The sequence below is a fragment of the Methanobrevibacter sp. genome (assembly GCF_045644645.1).
Lineage (GTDB): Archaea > Methanobacteriota > Methanobacteria > Methanobacteriales > Methanobacteriaceae > Methanocatella.
In genome coordinates this window covers 1-24,616 of sequence record NZ_JAZRHE010000158.1, presented here as the reverse complement: position 1 = coordinate 24,616, position 24,616 = coordinate 1, and the positions used below count along the sequence as shown (strand labels likewise).

At 33.9% G+C, this 24,616-nt stretch carries 23 protein-coding genes; 13 read left to right on the top strand and 10 right to left on the bottom strand.

The features are described from left to right. On the top strand, window positions 1–998 hold a 998-nt coding region (locus tag ACKI4K_RS10060; RefSeq protein ID WP_407424751.1), incomplete at its 5' end, for a 7-cyano-7-deazaguanine synthase. A gap of 8 nt (window positions 999–1,006) precedes the next feature. After that, complete coding sequence (locus tag ACKI4K_RS10055) at window positions 1,007–1,762, top strand: HesA/MoeB/ThiF family protein (protein WP_407424750.1); 756 nt, start codon at window positions 1,007–1,009, stop codon at window positions 1,760–1,762. 27 nt (window positions 1,763–1,789) lie between these two features. On the opposite strand, the gene fdhD is transcribed toward ACKI4K_RS10055, so the two are convergent. Then, complete coding sequence (gene fdhD, locus ACKI4K_RS10050) at window positions 1,790–2,620, bottom strand: formate dehydrogenase accessory sulfurtransferase FdhD (RefSeq protein WP_407424749.1); 831 nt, start codon at window positions 2,618–2,620, stop codon at window positions 1,790–1,792. A gap of 275 nt (window positions 2,621–2,895) precedes the next feature. On the opposite strand from fdhD, the gene ACKI4K_RS10045 reads away from it, so the two are divergent. Both ACKI4K_RS10045 and ACKI4K_RS10040 read left to right on the top strand, forming a co-directional pair. Next, complete coding sequence (locus ACKI4K_RS10045; protein ID WP_407424748.1) at window positions 2,896–3,450, top strand: hypothetical protein; 555 nt, start codon at window positions 2,896–2,898, stop codon at window positions 3,448–3,450. Between the two features lie 109 nt (window positions 3,451–3,559). Then, on the top strand, window positions 3,560–4,744 hold the full coding sequence (locus ACKI4K_RS10040; protein ID WP_407424747.1) for a coenzyme F420-0:L-glutamate ligase: 1,185 nt from the start codon (window positions 3,560–3,562) through the stop codon (window positions 4,742–4,744). A gap of 230 nt (window positions 4,745–4,974) precedes the next feature. Here the strand turns inward: ACKI4K_RS10040 and ACKI4K_RS10035 are convergent, their stop codons facing one another. Beyond that, window positions 4,975–5,994 carry an adenylosuccinate synthetase gene (locus tag ACKI4K_RS10035; protein ID WP_407424746.1) on the bottom strand — a complete coding sequence of 340 codons (1,020 nt, stop codon included), beginning with the start codon at window positions 5,992–5,994 and terminating at the stop codon, window positions 4,975–4,977. A 190-nt stretch (window positions 5,995–6,184) separates the two neighbouring features. On the opposite strand from ACKI4K_RS10035, the gene ACKI4K_RS10030 reads away from it, so the two are divergent. The 5 genes from ACKI4K_RS10030 to ACKI4K_RS10010 all read left to right on the top strand — a co-directional run bounded on the left by ACKI4K_RS10030 (window position 6,185) and on the right by ACKI4K_RS10010 (window position 12,810). Then, complete coding sequence (locus tag ACKI4K_RS10030) at window positions 6,185–8,092, top strand: histidine kinase dimerization/phosphoacceptor domain -containing protein (RefSeq protein ID WP_407424745.1); 1,908 nt, start codon at window positions 6,185–6,187, stop codon at window positions 8,090–8,092. Then, window positions 8,082–9,950: a sensor histidine kinase gene (locus ACKI4K_RS10025; protein ID WP_407424744.1), complete on the top strand. Its 1,869-nt coding sequence runs from the start codon at window positions 8,082–8,084 to the stop codon at window positions 9,948–9,950. Before ACKI4K_RS10030 ends, ACKI4K_RS10025 begins: the two co-directional genes overlap by 11 nt. Before the next feature lie 76 nt (window positions 9,951–10,026). Next, window positions 10,027–10,437 (top strand): response regulator, encoded by a 411-nt coding sequence (locus tag ACKI4K_RS10020; RefSeq protein WP_407424743.1) that lies wholly within the window; start codon window positions 10,027–10,029, stop codon window positions 10,435–10,437. A 10-nt stretch (window positions 10,438–10,447) separates the two neighbouring features. Continuing rightward, complete coding sequence (locus ACKI4K_RS10015) at window positions 10,448–12,196, top strand: glycosyltransferase (protein WP_407424742.1); 1,749 nt, start codon at window positions 10,448–10,450, stop codon at window positions 12,194–12,196. Continuing rightward, window positions 12,193–12,810, top strand: a complete 618-nt coding sequence (locus tag ACKI4K_RS10010) for a hypothetical protein (RefSeq protein ID WP_407424741.1) — start codon at window positions 12,193–12,195, stop codon at window positions 12,808–12,810. The genes ACKI4K_RS10015 and ACKI4K_RS10010 overlap by 4 nt, the downstream gene beginning before the upstream one ends. A 109-nt stretch (window positions 12,811–12,919) precedes the next feature. On the opposite strand, the gene ACKI4K_RS10005 is transcribed toward ACKI4K_RS10010, so the two are convergent. Genes ACKI4K_RS10005 through ACKI4K_RS09990 form a run of 4 tightly spaced genes read right to left on the bottom strand, consistent with a single transcriptional unit; the run spans window position 12,920 to window position 16,039 of the window. Then, a complete protein-coding gene (locus tag ACKI4K_RS10005; RefSeq protein WP_407424740.1) occupies window positions 12,920–13,510 on the bottom strand; it encodes a hypothetical protein in 591 nt (196 codons plus the stop codon). Between the two features lies 1 nt (window position 13,511). After that, the gene (locus ACKI4K_RS10000) at window positions 13,512–14,096 is read right to left on the bottom strand and encodes a DUF6891 domain-containing protein (protein WP_407424739.1); all 585 of its coding nucleotides are present in this window, start codon (window positions 14,094–14,096) and stop codon (window positions 13,512–13,514) included. Between the two features lie 5 nt (window positions 14,097–14,101). Next, a complete protein-coding gene (locus ACKI4K_RS09995; RefSeq protein ID WP_407424738.1) occupies window positions 14,102–14,803 on the bottom strand; it encodes a DUF6882 domain-containing protein in 702 nt (233 codons plus the stop codon). Next, window positions 14,804–16,039 carry an LL-diaminopimelate aminotransferase gene (locus tag ACKI4K_RS09990; protein ID WP_407424737.1) on the bottom strand — a complete coding sequence of 412 codons (1,236 nt, stop codon included), beginning with the start codon at window positions 16,037–16,039 and terminating at the stop codon, window positions 14,804–14,806. It lies immediately after the preceding gene. Window positions 16,040–16,219: 180 nt separating this feature from the next. On the opposite strand from ACKI4K_RS09990, the gene ACKI4K_RS09985 reads away from it, so the two are divergent. Then, entirely contained in the window at window positions 16,220–17,776 is a 1,557-nt protein-coding gene (locus tag ACKI4K_RS09985) for a hypothetical protein (RefSeq protein WP_407424736.1), read from the top strand. A gap of 63 nt (window positions 17,777–17,839) precedes the next feature. On the opposite strand, the gene ACKI4K_RS09980 is transcribed toward ACKI4K_RS09985, so the two are convergent. Continuing rightward, on the bottom strand, window positions 17,840–18,307 hold the full coding sequence (locus ACKI4K_RS09980) for a hypothetical protein (protein ID WP_407424735.1): 468 nt from the start codon (window positions 18,305–18,307) through the stop codon (window positions 17,840–17,842). Between the two features lie 8 nt (window positions 18,308–18,315). Next, window positions 18,316–19,986 (bottom strand): glutamate--tRNA ligase, encoded by a 1,671-nt coding sequence (locus ACKI4K_RS09975; protein WP_407424733.1) that lies wholly within the window; start codon window positions 19,984–19,986, stop codon window positions 18,316–18,318. A 128-nt stretch (window positions 19,987–20,114) separates the two neighbouring features. On the opposite strand from ACKI4K_RS09975, the gene ACKI4K_RS09970 reads away from it, so the two are divergent. From ACKI4K_RS09970 to ACKI4K_RS09960, 3 genes are read left to right on the top strand one after another with little or no spacing between them, the layout of a single operon-like run. Next, entirely contained in the window at window positions 20,115–21,119 is a 1,005-nt protein-coding gene (locus tag ACKI4K_RS09970; RefSeq protein ID WP_407424731.1) for a tetratricopeptide repeat protein, read from the top strand. Window position 21,120: 1 nt separating this feature from the next. Further along, on the top strand, window positions 21,121–22,128 hold the full coding sequence (locus tag ACKI4K_RS09965) for an aldo/keto reductase (RefSeq protein ID WP_407424729.1): 1,008 nt from the start codon (window positions 21,121–21,123) through the stop codon (window positions 22,126–22,128). A 2-nt stretch (window positions 22,129–22,130) separates the two neighbouring features. Continuing rightward, window positions 22,131–22,943: a class I SAM-dependent methyltransferase gene (locus ACKI4K_RS09960; RefSeq protein ID WP_407424727.1), complete on the top strand. Its 813-nt coding sequence runs from the start codon at window positions 22,131–22,133 to the stop codon at window positions 22,941–22,943. Window positions 22,944–22,962: 19 nt separating this feature from the next. Here ACKI4K_RS09960 and ACKI4K_RS09955 read toward each other — a convergent pair whose 3' ends face one another. Both ACKI4K_RS09955 and hcp read right to left on the bottom strand, forming a co-directional pair. Further along, window positions 22,963–23,292, bottom strand: a complete 330-nt coding sequence (locus ACKI4K_RS09955; RefSeq protein ID WP_407424725.1) for a cupin domain-containing protein — start codon at window positions 23,290–23,292, stop codon at window positions 22,963–22,965. A 3-nt stretch (window positions 23,293–23,295) separates the two neighbouring features. After that, window positions 23,296–24,603 (bottom strand): hydroxylamine reductase, encoded by a 1,308-nt coding sequence (hcp, locus tag ACKI4K_RS09950; RefSeq protein ID WP_407424723.1) that lies wholly within the window; start codon window positions 24,601–24,603, stop codon window positions 23,296–23,298. Window positions 24,604–24,616: the final 13 nt, after the last annotated feature.

The following is a 24,616-nucleotide window of genomic DNA, read 5'->3' as shown; positions in this document are numbered from 1 at the left end:
AAGATAAAATAAATATTGTAAAAGATATTTTAAAAGATAAAAAAGTTGCTGTTGGTTTTTCAGGCGGTGCTGACTCAACATTAATAGCTTACTTATCTTCAAAAGTCGCGGCCGATACATTGGCCGTCACTATTGACAACCATTTGTTTCCAAAAGATTTTGTTGAAAATGCCAGAAGCATTGCCAAATCCTTTGGAATATCCCATGAGATTATTGACATCAATTTTTATGATGATGAAGATTTTTTATCTAACGATACAGGCAGATGTTATAACTGCAGAAAATTAATGTATTCACAAATCAAGAAAACTGCTTTGGAAAATGGATTTGATTTCATTTGTGACGGCAATAACATCAGCGATTTAGTCAATGACAGGCCAGGAATACTGATAACTTATGAAAATGATTTTAAAACTCCCTTCATTGAAGCTAAATTAACTTCAAAAGAAATTCATGGGTATCTAGATAAGAATATGATTCCGTATTCAAGATCTACAACCTGTCTTGCAACAAGAATCCCTGCAAACACACAGGTCACTCCTGAAAAAATCGAAAGAATTAGCTATTCAGAAGACTATATCCTGGCTAATACTGCCTGCAGAATAGCCAAAGTTAGAGATTTTGGAGAAATTGGTATGATTGAAGTTGATAATGTGAATGAAATTCTACTTGACGACAAATATAATCAAATCAATGATGAATTAAAAAGGCAAGGTTTCGGGAAAGTTGCACTAAATTTGTCAAATATTGATGATAATGAATACATCAAAATTGACCATAATGACGAGTCATTTTCCCACCAACTTCCATTTACAATAAACCTTGAAAATACCAAAAATCAAATAGAAAATATAATTTTTGATGATGAAGATAAAATAGAATTAGACAAGATAACAATTTTCAAAAATGGATTAATTAAAGGACACAATTTTAAAAATTATGAAGATGCATTAGATGCATTTATGGAAATACTGCCAAAATTAAGAAGAGATATTTAGGTGAAAAAATGCCAACAAGATACATAGGTGATGGATACTGGGAAATAGCTTCCCGTCAAATGAGTATAGTAACAAGAAGCGAACAGGAAAGATTTAAAGACGCCAAAATCACGGTCATTGGCTGTGGTGGAATCGGTGGAGAAACAATTGAAATGCTTGCAAGAATGGGTGTTGGCGAGCTTGTATTGGTTGACAAGGATGCATTTGACCTATCCAACTTAAACAGACAAACATTAGCAACAATGGCTGATTTGGGACTTGATAAAAGTGCAGTTGCTGCTGAAAAAGTTAGATTAATAAACCCTTATGTAAAAGTTACAACATTCAATGAACATGTAGACCAAACCAACATTGATAAAGTCATAGGAGATTCCAATATTGTAATTGATGCTCTTGATAATGTCCTAACAAGAGTCATCGTATCAAGAAAAGCAAAAGAAAAAGGAATTGCATATATTCACGGTGCAATCCACGGAACCTTAGGTCAAGTTACAGTATTTTTACCTAACAGTGAAAAAACTTATGAAGAGATGTTCAACTTACCATCAATTGGAAAAGAATTGGATGATGAAACAATTGAAGCTTTAAAAAATGTAACTTCCGGCGTCCCCCCAGTCATTGGACCTACACCAAATTTGATTGGATGTTTGGAAGCTTTTGAGGCCTATAAAATTATAACTGGAGTTGGAAAAGTTACTGTAGCTCCAAAAATATTAACATTTGACCTGCTTGATTTAGGCTCATTTAGTTTAGAGGAACTTTAAATAGATGTTTTAACATCTATTTTTAATCTATTTTTCCAAATCCACACGTTCAAATGCTGTAAAAACAGTAAATCTATTATCCCTTACAAAACCAACCATGGTTATGTTGCCGGCACGAGCTACATCAATGCCTGATGATGCAGGTGCGGCATTTGAAATGATTATTGGAATCCCAACTCTTATTACCTTTATTAACATGTCGGCAGGCATTCTTCCGCTGTATGAAATGTAACATCTGCTAAAGTCATAGCCCTCTTTTGCCGCCGCCCCAATTACCTTATCAACCGCCACATGACGGCTTACATCCTCACGAATGATGATATTGTCGTCATATTTAAGTTGTGCAACATGAACTCCCGCTGTTTTCTGCCATATCCTAGCTTCATCAGTTAAATGTTTTATGTCTTTGATAATTTGTGTTGCAGCTATTTTTAAATCAGACATATTTGGTTCAATTGTTTTTAGTTCAGATCTGATTCCTCCCGCATTATCAGAGTTAACTCCCTGATATTCTAAAAGTCGGCAGACACATGCATGTTCACAGTTTCCTTTTCTCTCCTGAACAATCCCATCCTGCTCCAAATCCTCTTCAGGATCATGATTTAGATTGGTGGAAACAAGTACATTCATTCCATCCAAATTGATTGATTTAATATCTGAATAATCTTTAATTAATCCTTCACCAAGGCAGTATCCTACCGCAAAATCTTCCAAATCCTTAGGATAAGTTGAAAATTTACGAGGAGGCAGATAATCAATGAATAAATAAGTATATTCATCATCAACACTGTTTTCTTTAATTGTTTTATACTCACCATCTTTCCATTGAATTACATCAGTTTGTCTTAGAAATTCCATAACAATTGTTATATTTTTTATGATATATAAATTTTTTTTAATGGACAGATATTAATGAGGATGACATTATATTAAATAGTGGCTGCACGGAGGAAAAAATAGTTATGTATATGCCACCCTAAAATTAGAAAAATATTTGCTTGATACACGATTTGAAAGTGCAAATTTGTTTGCAAAAGAAATACTTGTCTTTTAGTAGTGATTTAAGAAAAAACAATTACATTTATATAAAATATTCAATATAATCTGATTAACACACTTAAAAATTGATTGAAATGTTCACATATCCCAAAAAATTAAAAAGAAAAGAATTAAAAAAAATTTCCAAATATGATTGTGATGAAGAAATTAAAGATACATACATCAAATATCTATCCAATTATTCGTTTGAGGAGTTCTTCAAATATTGTGAAGACAATAATGATAAAGATTTGGAAGATCTAATTTTCAAATTCACTGATTTGCAATTAGAACGATTTGAACCAAATTCTTTAATTTGGGTTTCACATGTGCTGATTAACTTTATGATTTATTTTGACGTCAATCTGGATTACGGCGAATATTATGATGCTTATGCATCAGCCATTCAGTTTACTGTCTTATATTGTGCAATGAAAATGACCCTGAATAAGATTTCATTTGATGAAGTTCAATTCCCGGAACCTTCCAAAATCTGTTTTGAAAAATTCTTTAGTGAATGCCCTGATTTTAGATATAATCTGAAAACCGACTGTACTTTAGCATATAAGTCATTTAATAATGACTTTGACTTTACTGCCGAAGAGTTCTATTTGAAAATTAAAACACACTTTGATGAGTGCGGTTATTAATTAATAAATAGAAAAAATCTTAACCTATATATAACTTAAAAAATATAAAATTATAGGGTTGTTGAATTTTATTCAACAAAACATTTTATAGTCATTAGGAGTAATCAAAATGAGATGTGTAGGTACTGTAGTACGTGGTATAAGAACACCTATTATTAAGGAAAACGATGATTTGGCAACTATTGTTGTGGATTCATTGATGGCGGCAAAAGAAAGTGAAGGATTTGAATTCAGAGACAAGGATATTGTTGCGATTACAGAAGCAGTCGTAGGAATTTCAGAAGGAAACTATGTGACTGTGGACGATGTTGCAGAAGACGTTCAAAACAAATTCCCATCCAAAGACATTGGGGTGGTAAACCCAATTTTAAGCAGAAACAGGTTCTCCATTATCCTGAAAGGTATTGCAAGAGGAGTGGACAAAATCACATTATTATCATCATTCCCTGCAGACGAAGTGGGAAACGGAATATTGGACGAACACATTTTAGAAGCAAGCGAATATCACCTTGGAAGCGTCATCACCGAAGATGAATACAAGGAAACATTCGGTTCATGGATACACCCATTCACCGGAATCAACATGGTTGACTTTTACAGAGAACTGATTGAAGAGGAAAACTGTGAAGTTGAATTCGTATTTTCAAACGACGTGAAAACCATCCTTGACTACAACACCGATGTCTTAACCTGCGATATACACACAAGAGAAAAAACAACAAAACTACTTAAAGATAAAGGAGCTAATGTATATGGCCTACACCAAATATTAACCGAACCAATCAACGGTTCAGGCTGCAACCCAGACTACGGACTACTAGGTTCCAACAAAGCGACAGAAGAAAAATTAAAACTATTCCCAAAAACCGGAGATGCATTGGTCAATGAAGTGCAAAAAAGACTAATCGATTTAACCGGCAAGCAAATAGAAGTAATGGTTTACGGTGACGGAGCATTCAAAGATCCTGTTGGAAAAATCTGGGAACTCGCAGACCCAGTAGTTTCACCAGCACACACCAGCGGATTAGTGGGATATCCAAACGAAATCAAACTAAAATACGTTTCAGACAACAAATTCGCAGACTTGAAAGGTGACGAGTTGAAAGAAGCAATCAAAGAAGAAATAAGACACAAAGATGCGAATTTAACTGGACAAATGATTACCGAAGGAACCACTCCAAGAGTATTGACCGATTTAATCGGATCTCTTTGCGACCTAACCAGCGGTTCCGGAGACAAGGGAACACCAGTCATATTCATACAGGGATACTTCGACAATTTAGCAAACGACTAAATTTCGAACCTTACCCTTTTTATTTTTTAGAAAACCGTCACAAAAATCAGCATTCAATAATCTATTTTTAGCAATAATCCGGATAATTGTAATTATTGGGCTATTCATCAATTCCAAACAGTTTGAATTAATGGCCTATGGGGCTTATTATAATAGTTCCAGTATTGTCAGCCCTGTTTGCAAAATGATGCCAATAGAAAATTAATTTTAATAAAAAAAAGTAAAAAGAATTATAATAATTCCTTTCTTAAATCAATAGTGTCTTTTAAATCTGGTCCTGTTGAGATAATAGTTACCGGCACCCCTGTTTCTGTTTGAATATCTTCGATGAAAGCTTTGGTTTCAGCTGATAATTCACTGTAGTCCTGAACACGTGCACAATCGAATAGCTTATCAACACATGTCAAGGCAATTTGGGTTGCACCATTGATTCTGCAAGACTCCTTTGCAAGTTCCATGTCAAAGTAACCGATTCTTCTACGCCTTCCTGTTACAACACCATACTCTTCAAGCCCTTTGCTTTCTGCTTCCTCCTGAGTCATTTCAGTTGGAAACGGACCTTCCCCCACACGGGAAATATAAGATTTGAATACATTGATAACTTCATCGATTTTAGTTGGCCCGACACCTACATCTGCAGCGAATGTGGATGCGGTAGTGTCCTTACTGGTCACAAAGGGATATGACCCATAGTATAAGGAAAGGGCGAAACCTTGTGATCCTTCAATAAATACATCTTCACCATCATCAATAGCTTCATTAACTGCAAGTGAAACATCGCAAATATAATCTTCAAGTTCAGGAACGTCGCGGGCTAAATCAATTGTTCTCATTACGCGGTCTGAATTTGCTGGTCCGCAACCGGAACCTGTACTTCCAATTTTTTTAGCTAAATACTCAGAGTTTTTATCTCTTGACATGTGCTCCTCATTAATTATTGCACATCTCGGGTCAACACACATCCTTTCCTTTACATCATATTTCTTTAAGTCTTCAAATTCTTTGAACAGCACATTTGGATTTACTAAAACTCCAGCACCAATCATGAGTTTAGCACCAGTGTGTACAAAACCTGATGGGGTTAATCTTAAACCATATTTTTCCCCGTTGAATTCAACAGAGTGCCCTGCATTTGGTCCGACTCCTGCACGAGCAATAATTTCTGGTTTATCAGTGTCACAAAGGTAAGTAATGCATTTTCCTTTACCCTCATCACCCCATGCTCCACCAACTAAAATACTACATGTCATCAAATAACTCCTTATAATCAATAAGTATGAAAATTTAAAAAAAGTTCCATAACACAATTAGTATGTCATTCATAATTAAAAAGTTTTTCTAATACAAAAATGAATATATCAAAAAATGAATTCATATAATATAAATATTATATTAAATAAAAATATTATTCATATAATTGATAAACTCAAGGTAATTTGCATGCATGTTGAAAAACAATATCGTGAATTGGAAAAAATAGAAGAAATACGAGTTTATAATATTGACAAAAGCGAAGTGTTTCACATCGCGGAACCGGTTAAAAAACTAGATGGAGTTCGTTTTAGCAATATTATGAAACATGTACCTTCAGACATCAACGTTTTTTCACCTTTAGAGGATGATGATTATCTTGTTGAAAGAATAGGATGGAATATGCTTGAAAGGTTGAATATAAAAGAGGAAGATGTCAAAGGAAGAAAGTTTAGCGAAGCTTCTCCGTTCTATTATGATATCTTTAAGAATACATTTAAAGAAGTTTATGAAACTGGAGAAACAAAAGCAATGCGAATATTTTATTATATTAGTGATAAGATCGTAACCCTTGCAAATATTCATATCCTATGCGATGAAGGAAAAATATTTATTATTTCTGATTTGAAAAAGGCGGATAATGTAACTAAAACTGCTGAAGAGCAGCAACTGGAAGATGACGAAAATAAAGCTAATTTAATCGAATATTTCTCACAAACCGGAAGCTATTACAAGAAAAATGATGAATTTATATGGACCCCCGGCATTTATAATATAATTAATCGTTCAAAAGAATCCGGCGATGCATATTATAACATTATTTTTGATCTGGTGGTTCCTGAAGATAAACCTTTAGTTGAAGAATTGCTTAAAACAATGAGCCCTGAAACTGATACTTATGAAAATATCATCAGAATAAAAACTCCCGGAGGTCATATTAAATATTTAGATACCTACTTATATTCTAAATTTGATGAAAACGGTGAAGAAGTAAGCAATTATGGCCTCTTTAAAGATGTTAGTGTTGATTCTCATAAACACATGACAAGACCGGTTGATTTCATGTTAAACGGATTCAATCACAATTCCAAATTATCCTTACTTGTCGAACCTTTAAGCAGAAGGTACGAATTCAGTGAAGGATTTTATAAAATGATTGAAATTCCAAAAAACGAATACATTCACAATAGAGATGTCATAAAGAATATTATCGAAGATGATATAAGAGACGAAATTGATGAACTGATTGATGGTGAACTTAACGAAATTAACTGCGTATTTACATATAAAGTAAATGGCGACATTGACAATTGCAAGATATGCGAATTATTTATCGAACGCTTTAAATACGGTAATCAAGACCACAGTATTGGGTTTTTAACCGACATTACACTTTCACGCAAAAAACAGCAGGAACTAATAAAATCCAATGCAACTAAAAACATCCTAATCAAGGAAGTTCACCACAGAGTCAAAAACAACTTGCAAGTATTGAACAGTTTCTTAAACCTTGAAAGAAGAGAATATGGAGATAATCCAAATCGTATTTTAGACAACATGCAGGCACGTTTAGCTTCACTTGCTCTTCTTCACGAGAAGACCTACAATACTGAAGATTTTATTAATATTAATCTTGAAGATTACATGAAAGACCAGGATTCAACATTAGAAATGCTATTCAGAGCAAAAGACATAAACTTTACATCAGAAGTTGATCCGGAAATTCATCTTTCCATAGACGTTATTACACCATTGCTTCTAATAGTTGATGAACTGACAATGAATGCAATCAAGCATGCATTCCCAGATCCAGATATGCCTGATAAAACAATATCCAAAAAAATTGATTTCATTGACGAACATATCTGTGAGCTGATATTAAGAGATAATGGAGTTGGCCTTAAAGATAAAGACGCCTTAGTTAACCATAACTTAGGTTGGGAGATAATTAACAATTTAACTAGACAGATAAACGGAGAACTTGAAATTTTAGACTGCGAAGTAGGAACCGGATTTAAAATAATATTCCCTGTGAACTTCGATCATACTATTGCATATCATCGCGAACTATGGGAGGGTGAATCTGATGAGGATTGAAAAAACATATAGGAAATTAGAAGACACTGAAGAAGTTAATATCTATGACGTTAAAGAGAGTGAGCTGTTCCAGTACGTCCCACAGGAATTTGAAATTCCTTACACTCCCTTTGACAAAACATTGGATAATCTTAGTAATGACTTGGATATCTTTGTACCTGTTAACGATGGTGAAGACTTTATTGTTCACCGATTAGGATTAGGCGCACTTGTAAGAGGGCACATCAAACAGACTGATGTTGCAGGACGTTTACTTAGTAAAACATCCCCCGGTTTTTATAAAATTCTAAAAGAACCATTTAAGGAAGTTTATGAAACCCATAAAACTAAGAAAATGAGATTCTATTATCACTTCCATGAAAAATTAGCCAGATTTTCGAATGTGAAAATTATCTATGATATGGATAAAATAATTTTAATTTCAGACCATAGGGACAATCGTGAAACCAGCTTACATGTTTCTGATGAGGAATATGACGAAAAAGCAAATCTAATTGAATATTTCTCACAAACCGGAAGTTACTACAAAATCAAAGACAGATACTCCTGGACACAAGGCATCTATAATATCATCAATAGGGGAAGGGAGGAAAACGACGAGTACTTCAATATTGTTTTTGACTTAGTTATTCCCGAAGACAAACCCCTGCTCGAAAAAATGCTTAGAGAACTTGATTCCGGGAGAAGCAACTACGAAAGCATTATCAGAATTAGAACCGATGACGGCGTTTTAAAATATATTGAAATAAACCTTTACTCCAAGTTTGATGAAAACGGATTATTATTAAGCCGTTATGGTTTAATAAAAGATGTGAGTACCGATTCAAGTAGAAAAATGACAAGACCCGTTGATTTCCTGCTTAAAGGATTTAAAAACAATAAGAAATTGGCATTGCTTATTGAACCTTTAAATGTCAAACAGTATGAATTCTCACAGGGATTCTACTACCTAATCGAAATAAGTCCGGAAGAATATCATCATTCCCGTGCAGTCGTTCAAAATATCGTGGAGGAAGACGTGATCAATAATCTTATCCGATTAATGGATGGGCAAATCAACGAACTTGAAGAAACATTCACCTACAATGTGAATGGGGATGAAAACAACCAAAAAATGGCTGAATTATATATTGAAAGGTTTGAATTTGGTTCCGAAACACACAGTATCGGATTTTTAACTGACGTTACTGAAGAAAGAACCAAACAATTAGCATTAATGGAAGCTAACGAACATCAAAAAGTATTGATTAAAGAGGTTCACCATAGGGTCAAAAACAATCTTCAGGTATTGAACAGTTTCTTGAATCTGGAAAAAAGAGCATATAAAAATAAACCTAACATAATTATTGACCATATGCAATCCAGATTATCATCTCTTGCCATCCTTCACGAAAAAACCTACAATACAACCGACTTTAAGAATATTAACCTGAAAGAATACATTGAAGATCAGGACAGCCAATTACGTGGTTTGATTGGCCTAAGAGATGGAATTGAATTTGAATCTGAAGTTGATGAGGATTTAGTTTTAACAATTGAAGTTATTACACCATTGCTACTTGTTATTGATGAGTTGACTATGAATGCCATTAAACATGCATTCCCTGATAAAACAATGCCAAATAAGAAGATTATCAAGAAAATATATAAAATCGATAATGAGAATGCACAATTAATACTTCAGGACAATGGAGTTGGAATTGACGACCCTGATAGAATCACCAAGAATCTAGGATGTGAAATCATTAAAAATCTCACAAAACAGCTAGACGGCCATATCGAATTATTCCAACATGAAAATGGAACAGGATATAAATTAACATTCCCAATTACAATGGAACATACCATTGAGGGATAATGTTTTAGAGGATTCGAACAAATAAAAATATAAATATAATAAACAACATAAAACTAATGATATATGAGGCAATAACATGAATGAAAGAATATTAGTTGTTGAAGATGAAGCAATTACAGCACTTGATTTAAAATACAGTTTAGAAGAATTAGGTTACGAAGTTATTGATACTGTTGATACCGGTCAGGCTGCAATTGATGTTGCGGCAGAAAAAGTACCAGATGTTGTTTTAATGGATATCAAATTAAAAGGAGATATGGAAGGTATCGAAGCTGCAGAAGTCATCTCCGAATTTAGAATACCAATTATATATTTAACCGCGAACACCGATACAGACACTTTCGAAAAGTCCAATGTCAAAGGATCATACGGTTTTGTATCAAAGCCATATGACATCAACAAATTAGACAAAACTCTTAAGATAACAATCAACAGAGCAAAACTTGAAGAAAATAAATTAAATGACGCAAGCGGCTTCACACAATAAACAGATTTAAATGACGGAATTAGAATTAATCCAAGGGAAGCCAAAGATATTTACTATAAGCTCTGATGAATTCTTATTATCTCAAATAAAAGAATACGTCGAAGATTATGATTATGAAGACTGGGGATCAGCATCTGAATCAGAGGATATTTTTACAAAAATTGATACAATATCCCCTAACTTAATTTTTTTAGATACTGAAATCGAAGGCTTGGATTTGCTTAGTTTGACTGGAGACTTAGAACTTTTTAATGTGCCGATAATCATCATTGTCGGGGCTCTTTTTGACGAAACAATTGACAAATTATTAATGAGCAATCCTTTTGGTTATTTATTAAAGCCAATTGACAAAGATGAACTTCAAAGAGCTATGGCAGTTGCCCTTAAAAAGCATGAACAAAATACTATAAATGTCAAATTAGCTCAAGATAAAATCAGAGAAAAAAATATTGAGCTGATGATTGAAAAATCAGATTCCAGCTTACTTCTGGTTCTTTGTATTTCATTAATTATAATAGCTATCCTAAGCAGAAATGCAACTTGGCTACAATGGGTGCTTTTGATTCCAACATTTGCAATGCTTTTAAACTCAATAATGAGTGCGAAAAAGCAAAAGAAGATTGTCAAATATGAAGAGGAAGAACTTCCTTTCATAAGCGTTTTTATCCCAGCACATAACGAAGAATACACTATTGAAGCAACTGTTAGAAGCGTTTGTAAATCAGATTACTACCTCGGTGAAGAAGCTAATTTTGAGGTAATCGTAATCAATGACGGGTCTACAGACAGAACTGGTGAAATTCTAGCCGGATTAAAAAAAGATTTGCCCCAATTAAAAATAGTTACAAGACACCCTCCACGGTCTGGAAAAGGTAAAGGATTTGTTTTAAATGATGCTTTAACTTTATCCAGAGGAGAGATAATTGGAGTTTTTGACGCGGATACGCAAATTAAAACAGATTATCTATATACTATTGTCCAATACCTTAATGGGGATATAGATGGAGTGCAATCAAGAGTTAAGATGTGGAATAGAGATGAAAATTACTTAGCTCGTATGCAACATGTAGAATTCGCCAGTTTTGGAAATACATTGATTGCAAAAGATAATTTAGGAAGTACTGGATTTTTAGGCGGTAATGGCCAGTTTGTTAAAAAATCATCCATTATAGAATCCGGTAGATGGGACGGCTTTGCGGTAACTGAAGATTTGAATTTAGCTATCAAGATAATGCTTAATAATGGAAAGATACGTTACTGTGGAGAATGTGCCGTTTATCAGGAAGCGGTTACCGAATGGAGAGCATTTTTCAGACAAAGAGTACGATGGGCCATAGGCAACTTTGAAACCTTATTTGTATATCTGCCCCAGATTTTAAGGGCAAAAATATCTATTGCTCGTAAATTCAACATTCTGGAACATATTTCATTTTACAGTTTTAATTTATTAATCTTCTTTGGATTTTTGGTCACAATACTCAATGCAATTTCATGGTTCTTTTTCCATGATTTTACAGTTATTAGAATGGAAGCTCCTTTTATTGTTGGATTTTTATCCATGATTGCATTTTTCCCAGGCATTATCCTTGCCCTCTCAAGAGATAAACCTTCCATAACCAGTTTTCTTAAAGACCTAATAAAATATTATATTTATTGTTTCCACTTAATTCCATTGTTTTTTATGACAATGAAAACTATGATGACCCGAAAAGAAAGAAAATGGGCAAAAACTGAACACAAAGGGAGGAAAGACCAATGAGAAAAAAAGACATGCTTCACGCCGTACTTATTTTTATTATCATATTATTTATTGCAACCAATATCAATGCAATCAATAGTTTTTTAAGTCTAAAAACAGACAAGAGTATTGAATTTGGTCACAGTGCGACAGTTGTTCCGGAAGCATGGAATACAACTGAAGAATTGAATATGACTAACGAATCTAAAACTCCCGATGCAATTACAAATGAATACGTAGTTATAGACCATTGGGATGATTGGCCTGAAGACCATATCTCGTCAATTTCGGAAGCTAAATTCAGGGCCATGGAAGATGGCGGTTATAAAGTTCTTGATACTGAAGACATCACTTTAGGAGGAATGAAAGTTTCAAAGCAATACTTCTCAAATCCATCAAGAAATACCGATACTACCTGGAATCACATCGGTGTCAACTATGTTTTCCATACTCAGGATACCAATTATGCGATTCAGCTTCATTACTTTACAGACCATGACTACAACAACACAACATTCCAAAAAGAAGTTGATTATCGTATTGAAGACGATATGGCCAATATCCATAACAATGAATACAATGGATTTGTTTCAGGTTTCAGGGACATATACAATTTCCTAATGTCTCTCACCTAATCCTTTTTTTTATTTTTAAGAATTTGATTAACACTTACTTTAAAAAAAAATACTGGATTATGACTTCCAAATAATTTAATGGAAGACATGATGAAAAAAATAGTTATAGTTATTTTTTAGGATTTAACGGATGATTTTCACACATCGGATCTTTAATAATATTTCTTTTAAGATGATACTTCAAAAAGTACAGCATCCATTGATTTGACAATTCCCTTAAGGAAGCATCGGTTAACCTTTCATGATTAGTGAAGAAATCCATTTGATTACCGCCAACGGCAATGGCTATTTCTTTTGTTTTTACCAGCATGAAAAAGTCGTTTCTAATATTATGTATGCTGAAATCTTCAACAACGGAAATGGTTTTCTCTTTTTTATAATCATGGAAAAATGTGTTAAGATATTCAAAATCAACGAACTTTATGTCATCAACTTCAAATAAAACCTCTTCACTTAACAACTGACTTTCAAAATTGTATTTGGAAAAAAACTCTATATCCCATATGTTATTATAGAAAACTGTGAAAAAAGAATCAAGTGCAAAACGAGCTGTCAGGGAAAAGTCTTCAGTCTCTTTTGGAACTCCAAGTTCAACATCCCTGAATTCCAAATATATTGAATCCTGAGATATTTCTACAGAAGTCAATCTGCCCGAATTAATAATTACATCACGAATTAATTTGAGTGATCTGCCATTCATTTTAACACCTTACAAAACTATTATATGCTCCTTCAATTTCATATTCTTTTTCATCGTTATAAGATTTATCCCATCTAAATTGGATAATCTCAATCTGGTTGTTAATTGTTCCGTCCCAATTTATTTTAAAACCGGCTTCCTTGAGGTATTGATTTACGGTTTTGCCAATTTCTAAAGCTTTATCCTCATTGTTTTCAAAATCTCCAAAAGTAATTTTTAATTTGCAATCATATATTGCCTCTTCAATATCTTCGAAAGTGTAAAAACAAAACCCGTTAGGTGTGAAACTATTATTCTGCAAATGAACAAACAATTCAAAAGCATCCTGAACTCCTTCTTCAATATCATAACCGCAATTATGAATAGCTACAATATTTTCATGCCCAAGGTCATTGAAAACCCTTTCTAATTTAGTGAAATTGGCATTATCAAAGTCATTTAAAGAAAAATTGAATTGGGAAAAGTCAACGTCTTCCCCAATGAATTCGTCTTCCAATATTTCAAGGATTTCCTCTTTGTTGAAAAATCCAGATTTAGTGAGTGTCTCCAACATGAATTCTATCTCTTCAGCCAAATCCGGATTCACAAAAATCACCTTTCATCATCACCAAATATTATGATGCGGGTAACATTGCCTCTTTCAGTGAATCCTGCCATTACACGACTTTCACCGATTTTAGCTAGTGCAAAATCATCATGGGGCTTGAAACCATACCCCTTAAGTTTAGTGTATGCTTCAAATGCAATCTTTGGATAAATATTGAAATTCTTTTGGAAAGTGTAGAAAGTATCTCTGAATTTTTTTACGGAATTGTTTTCTTTGATTAAATCTGATTTGATAAGCACAAATATGTCAATGCCCTCTTCGGATACTGCATAATATGCATCCATATTTAAAATGGAAGTGGAAACCATAGCCAATGTATGGCAATCATTGAAATCAGACTGTATTGCAGTGGAGTTGAATTCTGGTATGTTGAATTCATCTCCGATAGTTTTCATTTGCGCTGATGCTTTGATTAAATTTTCTCCAAATATCTCCTCATTATCCCATGCCCAAGACCATTGTTTTAAATCTTGAGAGTAGAATCCTAATATTTGAACCGGAAAAACTATATCTCCAAAAGATAGGATTCCTTTTTCGATATCCAAATCTCCAGCTGTTTCACCAATCAATTCTGAAAGGTTCTCTTGTTTGTCTAATGCTAACGCACCATATTTAGATAATACCCTCTTAAATGAATCATCTTTTTCAATAGTTATCGGTTTTTCAATTACTTTCAATATAAACACCTAAAATTCTAATTTTGAAATTCTATCCATAGCTTCTTTAGTATTTTCCAAAGTATTGAATGCAGTAAGTCTTAAATATCCTTCACCACTTGGACCAAATCCAGAACCCGGAGTTCCAACCACATTAGCTTCATTTAACAACAAATCAAAGAAGTCCCATGAATCCATGTTATTTGGAGTTTTTACCCAAATATAAGGTGAGCTTACTCCACCGTACACTTCAAGACCCAAGTCTGTTAAACTTTTCCTAATGACTTTAGCATTTTCCATATAATAATCAACAACTTCCTTAATTTGTTTTTGACCTTCAGGGGAGTAAGTTGCCTCAGCAGCTCTTTGTACTGGATAAGATGCACCATTAAATTTAGTGGTTTGTCTTCTGTTCCATAACGGATTGATTTCTACTTCATTTCCTTCACCATCATATCCAATCAACTCTTTAGGAACAACAGTGTATGCACAGCGTGTTCCGGTAAATCCTGCAGTTTTTGAATAGCTCTTAAATTCAATAGCCACTTCCTTTGCCCCTTCAATTTCATAAATACTGTGAGGAACATCATCTTCAGTGATAAATATTTCATAAGCCGCATCAAATAGAATAAGTGCCTTATTTTCTTTTGCATAATCAACAAACACTTTCAGTTGATCGCGAGTGAGAGTGGTGCCTGTCGGATTGTTGGGATAACATAAATAAATAATGTCTACGGGTTCAGATGGAAGCTCAGGAACAAAACCATTTTCTGAATTACATTTGATGTATGTTAATCCTTCATACATTCCATCTTCCTGCATTTCTCCTGTTCTTCCTGCCATTACATTAGTATCGACATATACAGTATAAACAGGGTCAGTCACTGCGATTTTATTATCAATGCCAAAGATTTCTTGGATATTTCCGGTATCGCATTTTGCACCGTCACTAATGAACACTTCAGAAGTGTCCAAATCGATGCCATACTTATTATAATCATTTTCAATAATGGCCTTGGCTAAAAATTCATAACCTTGTTCAGGACCATATCCCATAAAAGTATCCGCATCACCCATTTCATCAACGGCTTTGCGAAATGCATCCACAACTGCCGGAACTAATGGTTTGGTTACATCTCCAATACCCATTTTAATAACATCAGCATCAGGATTTGCCTGACTAAATTCAGCTTCTCTTCTTGCCACTTCAACAAAAAGATAACTGCTTTTCAATTTAAGATAGTTTTCATTAATTTTAACAACCATAATTAATCCTCATTAACATTAATCTAATTTATATTTTATTTTTGAGATATATAAAATGAATGATTAATCAAAATTTTTTTAAAAATATTACTTGATTTTGCAAATATGAAAATATTTATAATTAACTTTTTTACATAAATATATAATACTATTAACTTAAAAAAATTAGAAGTTGGAACTATGAATGGAATAACAATTATAATATGGATAATTATTGCCGTTATCGGTATTGTCGCCTCAATAATGGTTAAAAAGCAGTACAAAGGAGACAAACTTGCAAAAGATGAAGAGCCAATATTAAATGGCGCTCAACCTAAGGAAAGCATACACGATACAGGAAAAAATTTTTTATCTAGAAATAATAATAATTCCAAATCCACTCATAGCCAACCAAATAAATCTAATCCCCATGACTTTGAAAACAATGCTTCATTTAATGATGTAAATGAAGGACCAATTGTTTATGAAGTTGAAAATTATAAGAATAATAATTCATACAGAAATGTTGAATACGAATCTCAAAATCAAGTACTTATTGATTATGGAAATACCGTTGAAAAATTCCAAGAACCAATTAAACAAAGCCAGATGGATATTATGACTCGAAATAACAATACCAACAAAGAAAAACATGAATTAAAAGATTTATTCACTATCGATGAATTAATTAAAGAGTCCAAAAGAAAAGATAGTGAAAGAGAAAAGGAAACTCATAATGCTGATGATGAAGAAGAAATTAATGAATTAAAAGAAAGCATCAAACAAAGACAAGAAAACAAAATAGACGATGCCCTCATTGAAGAAATTATAACCAATGAAGAAGAAACAATTAATCAATTAATAAATGAAACCTCAACAGAAGAACCAAAAACAGAAGAAACAATCAACGACATAATAACCGAAAAAACAGAAGACCCAAAAACAGAAGAAACAATCAACGATTTAATTGGCTCTGAAAGTGATGCAAAAGAAAAAACCGAAAGTGAAGAAAGTGAAACTCCAATTGTTACATCACAGGACATTGAAGAAGCTATCAACACTGCATCCCAGGAAGTTAAAGAAGAACCTAAAAGCATCTCTGAAAGTGCTGGCATAACTGATGTTTTACTTGACAATGTTGAAAACGAGGTTCCTAAAGAAGAGATTAAAGAACCAATGCTTAAAACCCCTACAAAAGTTGATGAAAACAACACAACCGGTGAATATGATAGTGATTTGGATTACAGGAAAGACCTTGCTAAGATTACTAATACAATTAAAGGATCTAAAATATTCAAAGACGTGAAAGAAAGACTTACACCTGATGAGCCTGAAGTGAATCACATTGAAGAAGATTTCATTAGGAATGTAAATGAATATGAAGACAATTTTGCACCGATTATTAACGAAACCCATATTGATTTTGAAGCAACTTACGACGAATACCATAAAGAAGACTTCGATGATGGCTTAAGGCAAAAAAATACTGAAAAAGTATTTAGCATAATTAAAGATACACCTGAAAAACCTGAAGAGTCAAAAATTCCATCAATTAAAGAAAAACCTTCAAGAGACAACATCAAAATACAAATTAACAACAATGAAGTTGTTCTCAAAAAAGGTGATGAAATTATATTCAATCATTTGGGTGAAAGCTACTCAAGCCAAGTTTATGCGATTAATGGTGATGACATTTCTGTAAGATACAGACGACAAAACATCATTATCAAACCATCAGACGTTAAAAAAGTATACTGATAGTATACTTTCATTTTTTCTCTTTTTAATCAAATTAAATAAAAAAAAGATAAAGAAAGAATATTATTCTTCTTTATTCAATCTGTAACTACCGTTTTCAACCATATATTTTGGAACAATGATTTTCAAAGAACGAATAACATTTAAATAGAAATCATCTAATTGTCTATCCGCATACGGATAAGTGTATTCAAAGATATACAGGTTATTATCTTCCACATATAAAAATTCATTACGGCAAATCTCATTTTCCCCATCAGAAAAAGAAGAAACAATCATATAATAAATATTATCATTAATAGCTAAAAAATCAGAGGCCATTAAATTGATTTTATCATTGTTTTCAATATTTTTCTCAATATCATCTTTTATAGCTGGAAGACCAACTAAAGTAGGTGTTGTTGAAAATTTAATGGACATCGGAATTTTAGTATTTACCAAATACATGTCATTAAATTCATCTTTAGTAGGAATAGCTTCAAAATCTTCAGGCATTTGAAGTGTCACAAATCCATTTGAAAATATTGTCATATAATCACCTATTTATGGGCATAATAAAAGATTAACTCATCACCTTTAATCTCATCAAGGCGTGCAAAACCTACTCTTTCAAATTGAACAACATCTCCAACATTCAAATCATTGAGTGCACTTTCGCCAAGCCCTTCATTTATTGATGCATCATCCATGACAATTTTAACATTAACACTATCCACAGTTGGAACCCATTGAATGATTCTTGCCTTAACCTCACGCGCTTCTTCAAAAGAAGTGGAATGATAAGTTATTTTATCCCCATTAATTTCAACATTAACCGCATCCATCAATCTGAAAATTCCATCATTAATGTCAGCTTTTGCCAGATATGCCTTTCCATCAAATGGCAATATCCTATTTCCCCTATCCAAGTGGTCTGCATGGAGAGGTCTTTCAATGTCAACTTTTCCATCATTGTAACCTTCAACTTCAATTAACTGAGGTTCTTCACAGAAGAAATACCTATTGGCTATTGGTTCTAAAAAATTACGGTTTAACCCATAAATCTTTTTCCAGCTGATTGCAGAATCTGCCATTTTAACACCAATTTCAGTAATCAAATTGTAAATTGTCCTTGGGTCTATTCCCCGTCTTGCAATGGCTCTTAAAGTACCGAGTCTTGGGTCATCCCATCCTGAATAGGTTCCATCTTCAATCCCTGCCATTGCCTTGGAAGTGCTTAATGCAATATCCTCCATCTTAAGTCTTCCATAGTGTATATACTCCGGCACGTCCCATCCCATGGCATCATATAGGTATTTCTGTTTTTCTGTATTGGCGAGGTGGTCTTTTCCCCTCAATACATGAGTCAAACCCATCAGATGGTCATCCACAGCTACAGAGAAATTCATCATAGGATAGATCCTGTATTTATTGCCTAAACGAGGATGGGTTTCATCAACCAATCTCATGGCTACCCAGTCCCTAATTGCCGGATTCTTATGGTTAATATCTGTTTTAACTCTGAGAACTGCTTCACCAGCTCCCATAGTACCAAACTTATCCCACAACTCCAAATTCTCCTCTACAGAATTACTTCTACACGGACAGGATTTGCAGTTATCTTTAAGCTCCTTAAATGTTGCTCCATCACATGTACACATGTAAGCAGCACCCTTTTCAATTAATTGACGAGCATAATCATAATAGATCTCAAATCTATCAGACTGATAAACCACTTCGTCCGCTTTGATTCCTAGCCATTCCAAATCCTCTGGAATCATATCATACGCAGGTTCATAGACCCTTTTCGGATCGGTATCCTCAATCCTTAAAATCAGTTTACCGTTGTGTCTTTTTACATATTCTGCATTTGGAACAGCTGCTCTGGAGTGGCCAATATGTAAAGGCCCACTTGGATTTGGAGCAAATCTTAAAACAATATTTTCATGAGTTCCCGGAAGTTCCTGTAAGCCTGTTTCTTTAGCTTTAGGTTTTTTATCCTGAACTTCAATACCTAATTTTTCCATTTCACTAGCTTGCTCTTCTGGAGATAACGCATTTACTTTTGCTACAATTTTACCAGACATCGGCCCTATTTCTTTTGCTCTACTTCTAAGTTCAGGTTCATTTGACATGATTGAACCCATCACAGCACCGGGATTTGCACTTCCTTTATGTTTGGCTGCATTCAATAAAGCATGTTTATAAATAATTTCTTCTAAATCATTCATTCAATCATCACATTTAATTAATTACTATAAAAAATAAGTATTATTATTTATCTATCTAAAAATATATAAATATAATGAGGAGAATTTAGAGAAATTGGAGATTGATAAAAAAAACTTAGGTTGATATAATGAGCAATACCCTTTCCAAAGCAAAACAATATATTGAAGAAGATAATTTAAAAGAAGCTCTTAAATTAGCTAGAAAACAGCACGGAAAAGATGATGTTGAATCTTATTTATCCATTTTAGACTTATTGATTGAAAAGGATTATTTGCCTGCACTTGAAGAAAAAGGTCTTTATTATCAATACTACGATGAAACACATGATAATGATGACTACGGTGAGAAATATTTTGATAGCTATTTAGAAAAACAGCCAAAATCCATCAATGTATTGTGTGATAAGGCAATGTCAAAGTTTAATAAGGGCAACATTGATGAATCATTGGAATATATGGATAATGCATTGGAGAAATACGAAACCTATTCCAATATCGAAAAGCCACGTTTATCCAAAAAGGAAATTATTATGGCAAGAATTGAGCTTTTAATTAAAGCAAAGAGATATGAAGAGGGCTTGAAAAGTCTTAGTGATTATGAAAATCAATTTGGCTCAAGCCAAAAAACAGATTTATACAAAGGCCAGCTGCTTCAAAAAACAGACAAAAATGAAGAGGCTTTAACTTATTTGAATAAATCTTTACAAGAAGAAGAAACAATAATTGCATTGAATGCTAAAGGTGATGCATTATATAAGCTTAACAGATACAGAGAAGCATTAAAAACATATGAACAATGCATACCATATGAAAATAAAATTACTGATGATTTAGAATTAAAAACTAACTTTAATTATAAAGCGGCCTTTTGTTGTGTCAATCTTGGAGAAGACCAAAAAGCGGTTCAATACCTAAATAAAACAATTAACATGTTAAATGAATACGGCAGACTTCCAAAGGATATTGAGAAAATTTATCAAAAATGTTCTTTTGAAAAAGATCGGCTTTTAAGGAATGATGATGTTGAAGACAAGGAATTCAAAAAAACCAAATTCCTATCTACAAAATATGCCATTATAGCATTGGCCATTATTTTAATTTTATATGTTATATTGAAAATGAAGGGGTACTGAAATGAGGCTGGGAAAAACTAATCTTGAAGTAAATAAAAACGGATTCGGGGCGCTGCCAATCCAGAGATGCAATATGGCAGAATCAATTGAAATTCTTCAAACTGCATATGAAAACGGAATAAATTTCTATGACACTGCACATTTTTACACAGATAGTGAAGAAAAGATTGGTCGTGCATTAAGTGATGTGCGGGAAAATATTTTTCTTGCAAGCAAAAGTGGGGCGGAAACTGTAGAAGACTTTTGGAGTGATTTAGAGACCTCCCTTAAAAGCATGAAAACCGATTATCTTGACCTGCATCAATTCCACAACATTTCCTTTTGCCCTAAAGAGGATGATGAATTATTTAAGGCAATGCTTGAAGCAAAGGAAGAAGGCTTGGTTAACCACATCGGAATAACAACACACAAGATTACGCATGCTCACGAGGCACTTGATTCAGGACTATACGAAACACTGCAATACCCATTTTCATATCTGAGCGAGGATGAAGAATTAGATCTTGTTGAAAAATGCAAAAGATTAGATGTCGGCTTTATTGCCATGAAGGCAATGGGTGGAGGATTAATCAAGAACTCCAAAGCGAGCTTTGCATTCCTAAACCAGTTTGATAATGTCCTACCGATTTGGGGAATTCAAAAACTAGAAGAACTCAATGAATTTTTGTCATACGATGAAAACACCGTTCTAGATGACGATTTAAGATTAGCCATTGAAAATGATAAAAAAGAACTTGGAGTTAACTTCTGCAGAGGTTGCGGATATTGTATGCCCTGTCCTGAAGGAATTAACATTAGCTTATGTGCAAGAATGTCTTTATGGATTAGACGTTTTCCAACCGAACCAAATCTAGATGAAAGAACTCAAGAGATAATGAAACATACATTAGATTGTGTGGAATGCTATGAATGCGTTGATAAATGCCCTTATGAGTTAGATATCCCAGAACTTTTAAAAGAAAATTATGAAGATTATCAGAATGTATTATCCGGAAAGACAAAGGTGTGAAAATGAAACAATGCATTGAAAACCCAAATGATGTAAGATGGGAAGAATTTTGGGCTGAAAGACTGGAAAATAAAGTTAATAAAGATTGGGATAAAGCAGCACCGGGTTTTTATAAAAGAACAAAAAAAGATGATTATCAGGAGGCATTATTTGATAAACTAATCCTGGATGAAAATGATACTGTCTTGGACGTTGGTTGCGGCGAAGGGTCCGTTACGATACCCATTGCCAAAAGAGTGAAAAAAGTAATCGGACTGGATTCATCAGCCAAAATGTTAGAATACCTCGAAAAAAGAGCCATAGACAATAACATTGGCAACATCGAAACCATTTTAAAGCCAATCGAAGAGATAAAATACGAAAACCTTGGAGATGTTGATGTTGTGATATGTTCAAGATCCCTAAATGGAATTATCCCAATCAAGAAAGTGTTAACGGAATTAAATAAGATAGCTAATAAATTTGTTTTTATAACCATTTTTGGACCTGAAAACAAAAAAATAGAAAAGGATTTCGATAAGGAGCTGGGCATTAAAACCGAAGATTTCCCTGACTACAATTACTTCTTTAATATCCTGTTCAATATGGGAATTTATGCAAACATCGAGAGATTTGACCTAAACAATTACCGTGAATATGACAGCATTGAAGATGCCATGGACAACGGCAAATTCAGACTTGATTTATATAACAATGAAGAAAAAGAGCTTCTTGAAAAATATTTAAAAAGAATTCTTTCATTTGATGAAGAAACTAAGAAATATTATAATGTCAAAGACAAAGCCGACTGGATTATGGTCTGGTGGAAAAAATAGAAAAAAATATAAAATGAAATTAATCACTTTTAATCATGGTCAATATCATTTTATATGGACTGTTTACAGCCTGTAATGCATGAGGTTCGTTGGCAGGCATGATGATTATCTCACCAGCTTTGACTGTGTGTTTCACGCCGGAAATTGTTATTTCCGCTTCACCATCAATAATTTGAACCATCGCATCAAAGGGAGCTGAATGTTCGGATAAACCCTGGCCCTGATCAAAGGCAAAGAATGTTACGGTGCCCAATTCCTTTTTGATTACCTCACGGCTAACGACACTATCATCCTGATAGTCAAGTAAAGATTGGATATCTAAAGCTTTTGCCTTAATATCCTCGCTCATAATCTATTCCCCCATAATGGTTTTAATATCAGCAATTGCATCTCCAGTTGTTGGAGTCAGGTTGTAATTTCCAACTAAAACATTTAAAATGTCTTCATTTGCCCATGCAGGAAGTACTGGTCCAATCCACATATCGGTTTTGCCCAAGTAGAGTAAAGCCCAAAGCACTGCAGCTGCTTTCTGTTCCATCCAACTGAGTACGATTGTCAATGGCAAATCATTCAATTCCATGTCAAACAATTCACATAAAGCTAATGCCACATCAACAGCAACGATTGTATCATTGCATTGACCTACATCCAATAATCTTGGAATTCCTTCAATATCGCCCAAGTCCAGGTCATTGAATTTGTATTTGCCACAGGCCAATGTCAAGATTACAGTGTCTTCCGGCAAGTTTGCGACGAATTCCCTGTAGTAGTCATTGTGTTTTGCTGCTTTGTCACATCCACCTACAACAAAGAATCTTCTAATCTTACCTTCCTCCACCAATTTTTTGATTGCATCGGCATGTTCTACAATGGCTCCTGCACTCCAACCGGTAGTTATGGTAGTCAATTCTTCAGCTTCCAATCCTCCAAGAGATTTTGCACATTCAATTACTTCTGAGAAATCATAATCATCTACAGTTTTTACGCCTTCGAGCTTGGCCACATCCATTGTGAACATTCTTTCCTTGTATGCATCAAGTGCAGGTAGGACACAGTTGCTGGTTCCAACAATTGCTGCATTGTATTTTTTAAAGGTTGTTCTTTGATCATGCCATGCCCCTCCGAGTTGTCCTGCCAAGTTTTCATATTTGTTTAATCCAGGATATCCGTGAGCCGGCAACATTTCAGAGTGAGTGTAGACTTTAATATCAGTGCCTTCCACCTGTTTTAACAATTCCTCCAATGCTTTTAGGTCGTGGCCGGTTACAATGATGGCAGGCCCTTCCTGTGCGCCAACTTTTACCTCAACAGGTTGTGGTTCACCGTATGCTTCAATATGAGCATCTTTTAGCAGTCTCATTACATCCACACTAACCTTACCCGCTTCAAGTGCAAGTGCCACCAAATCATTAACATCAAAATTAACATTTGTCAATGTGGTGTATAATCCTTTAGTTAAAAATGCATCTATTTCCGGGTCGAATTTTCCTAAAACATTTGCATTGTAGTTGTATGCACTAATTCCTTTCATAGTAAAGATCAAGTTATCCTGTAATCTTGCTACGGTTGGCTTTTTACCACAAACTCCACTTACAGTACAGCCAGTACCTTTAGCGGTCTGGGAACATTGATAACAAAACATATCTAATCCATCTGACATAATAAAAACCTCT